Source organism: Cellvibrio sp. OA-2007 (assembly GCF_000953825.1).
GTDB lineage: Bacteria > Pseudomonadota > Gammaproteobacteria > Pseudomonadales > Cellvibrionaceae > Cellvibrio.
The window spans coordinates 1-3,490 of record NZ_BBUL01000050.1; the positions used below are offsets into that span (position 1 = coordinate 1).

At 45.0% G+C, this 3,490-nt stretch carries 3 protein-coding genes; 2 read left to right on the forward strand and 1 reads right to left on the reverse strand.

Annotated elements, in window-relative coordinates; genetic code table 11:
- Positions 1-1,172, forward strand: a 1,172-nt coding sequence (locus tag AWU77_RS02260) for a family 31 carbohydrate-binding protein (protein ID WP_062058642.1), incomplete at its 5' end; no start/stop codon positions are given.
- Positions 1,173-1,220: 48 nt separating this feature from the next.
- The gene (locus AWU77_RS02265; RefSeq protein ID WP_151032912.1) at positions 1,221-1,829 is read left to right on the forward strand and encodes a hypothetical protein; all 609 of its coding nucleotides are present in this window, start codon (positions 1,221-1,223) and stop codon (positions 1,827-1,829) included.
- An 11-nt stretch (positions 1,830-1,840) separates the two neighbouring features.
- Here AWU77_RS02265 and AWU77_RS02270 read toward each other — a convergent pair whose 3' ends face one another.
- Positions 1,841-3,259 (reverse strand): hypothetical protein, encoded by a 1,419-nt coding sequence (locus AWU77_RS02270; protein ID WP_062058648.1) that lies wholly within the window; start codon positions 3,257-3,259, stop codon positions 1,841-1,843.
- Between the last annotated feature and the right edge of the window lie 231 nt (positions 3,260-3,490).

Here is a 3,490-nt window from a genome sequence, read left to right on the forward strand (position 1 = left end):
ATCATTTAGATGGCGGCCAAACTGCGGGCTTTGTGTACCTGTGTGTGAATGGCGATTGCCGTACAGCGACTAAAGTGGGTAATCGTTACGAGCGCAGCTATGCACCAGTAAATGTCAGCATGAGTTATGCGATTGAATTCAAAGTGCAGGACAATACCATGGGTCAATGCTTGACATCAGCCAATGTCAAACCCGGTCAGGCCGTTTCAACACCTTGCTATTTAGGCTCAGTGGCGACCACCAGCAGCACTGCACCCAGCTCAACCGCCATGAGCTCCACTGCCACCAGCTCCATGCCCGCCAGTAAAGCGGCCAGTTCAAAAGCGAGCAGTGCAACAACCAGTACCGCACTCACTTGTCAAAGCGATACAAATCCATCCCATGTAGTTTCTGGTCGCCGTGGAGAATTCACTCAAAGTTGGTGCGATACAGTCTGTGTGACCATGATTGGAAATGATACGGGCTGCTTAAATAAAGACGGTATTTTTGTCAGCAACGCTAGCATTTGTAGTGACCCAGCAAACGCCAAAGAAGCCATGCTGGATATTGAATACAACTTGGGGATCGATATTGACGATGCATTTGTTGCTGCTTCAGGCTACCAAGGTGCCGTTCCTTCACTCAATCCACGGATGAAAACCGAAGATGTACGTAAATATTTTGTCGCACTACTTGGGCAAGACAGAGGCTCTTCATTAACAGATGCCTTGAATACCAATGGTGATGCCTGGATTGATCGCAATGAGGCCAGTCAAGCAAAAGGCTCTGACCCACGTCAATTACTCACCACCGGTTTTGGTTGTGGCTTATCAACCGATGACATAATGGCATACCTCGGTTTGTACATGGGCGATGGTGCCATTGATAAATACGCGGGCGATTTGGACGCTTCAGTAAAAGCATCCATGCTTACATTTACTCGCAGCTGGCAGCCAGGCGTTAGCGCACAAGCCTGTGAATATCGCGGCGGTTGCGGCAATACTCAAAGCAGCGCCAAAAGCTCAGCGGCTTCATCTAGCAACCTAAACTCATCCAAAGCAGCAATCAGCTCTGCAGCAGCGAGCAGTGCGGCGCCCAGCAATAACTGCCCAGTTAGCCACCCGTTCTGGGCAGCCTCTTGCCAACGCTGTTTTGTCGATGCCAGCCAAGCTGCATCGGCGTCTTGTCATTAAGTAATTGCTTTGCTTGCCTGCTTGATGTATTCAGGCAGGCAATTTAATTTGCGTGATAACAACATGAAAAACAATCGGCTTTTTCTCGCTTTTACAATCGGAAGCGTGTTTATTTACAGCATGATGTTATTAATCGGCGTGCAACCGGGCGATTCAGTGCTCTACTCATCACCTGCATTTACCCATGATTCGCCTCTTAGCGAGGCAGAAAAAACAACCGCCCGCGACGACGATGGAAAGCTTGATAACAACGTCATATCCACATCAGTCTATAACCACAAACCAGAATTAATCTTCGCACCAACGGAAATAACCACGCCATCAAAAAACATGGAGAGCACCGAAACTTATAAAATAAAATCTGATTTTTTTGATCGAAAAATAAATAACATAGGCAGGGACGAGCAGGGAAATTACGTTGTAACCATTGCAACTGATAGCAAAGAAGAAAGCCTTATTCAGTCGACCTCACCTATTTATTACCCTACTGAAACAGACTTAAATTATGGCGTAAAAGGATGTGTACTAGGTGGCTATTACATAGAATTAAGCCATCACATTGTATTAATCACAAAGAGCAATGCAAAACAAACACAACACGTTTATCGCTGCGACTACAATAGCGAAACCAATACCTACATATTGAGTGACTTATAAAAACCACCTGCTTATTGAAAATATTTAACAACCGGCTTTACGATAGGATCAAATACCCGCTCATAAATATCTTCGGCATCAAGCGGATAATAAATCCAATTCACCTGATAGCGTGCAGCCCCGCGCAGATAAAACAAATGTAGCATTTTAAAATCAATTAATTGTGCAATAGTCGCCACGGTATCAGGGCAATCAATTACTCCCATCTCTGCCGGAACAACGGCTAACAAATCGGCAAGCTGTGCATCCTCTTGACGTAAATCATTTAATACTTGCAGCATAACCATATCCAACAAATCCCCCTCCCCCATGCTCCAATCAGGCTGTGGCGCCTCTAAATGAGCCAATGTTGCCAGTGAAAAAGCTTCATCGGGGTCAACCCCCAAATCACGGAGTAACTGTTCAATATTGGCGGTGGGAAAACGAGGTGATTGAATTAACTGCTTATAGAGCTGTTGCGCTGATTCACCCTGAGCAGCCGCTAAACGTTTGGCGAAATAAGCCAACAAAAGTTCCGCGCGCTGGGATTTATACTGTTGCGGATGGATATTCTGCAAACGAACAAAAGCGCCGCGAGCAGTGGCTGTGCCCATAGCGATATTGGACATAATTAATTCCGCTCCAAACGCATGCTTGGCAATTTTACGTTTAGCGCCGCGCGTCAATGTCTGCGGTGACCACTGCAAAAAAGAAAAACGCGGTGAGTTATATTCACCGTGCATCAGTGCATTCATTTTCTTTGCGTGCTTTCCGTCCAGTGCTTCACCCTGTGGCCCCGGAGCAATATTATCGCCAAATACCCCAGGCCAATCCAAATTAGTGCCCCACACCGGGCGCGCATTCTCAGTGCCGTGACATTGCGCACAACTTGGATCATTGCGAATCAAGCGCGGTTTATCCCCATCAAAATCAAACACTGAAAATTCCCACCGTCCAGTATTCTCATCCAATTGCGCAACATCTAATAGATTGTATTTAGGATCATCCAGCTTGGTGCCGATGTTTAGTAAAAATCGGCCATCAGAACCAAACAACACAATGCGGGGGTATTCCAAATTCGATTGTCCTGTTGCACGGGTATGCTCAACTAATGAAAAGTTATTTTGATAGTGCGCTGGAAAGTAATTCACTAACTCATCAATCGAGCGAATGTCTTTTTTCTGAATAAATGCATAAATGCCTTCCACCGTCATGTCCGGCTGATCAACCAAAGGTGATGGATTTAAAGCACTAATTGGCACAACAGTATCCAGGGCAGATGCAGGGCAAATACCCGCCCGCGTTGCGCTGCCGCCGGTATGAATTAATTGCGCCTGAATTTGCTGTTGATGGGATGGCAATACATTCACTGTTTTATCGCAAGCGCCTAACATTGCCATCACAATCACAGCAGCCAAGGGCTTCAAACGCAACTGAATTGTATTTTGCATAGAATTTATAGTTAAGTTAGTAAAGTTCATATTTGCTATAAGCATTCTACTTATACATTTTTATTCTTATTTTTCTCTAAAAAACCGACAGATGGCAATTGAATATAGGGATCATTACTGGTAACGTTAACACTCATGGTAGAAAATAACAATAAAAGTGCTTCAAGCAAAACAGTTTCTCAGCAATTCACCAGATATGGCTATCCGCTTCACTCAGGATAAAAGCAATAA

Excerpts from the sequence above, each read along its gene's own strand:
- AWU77_RS02270 (WP_062058648.1), bottom strand. The coding sequence starts at position 3,259 with ATGCAAAATACAATTCAGTTGCGTTTGAAGCCCTTGGCTGCTGTGATT.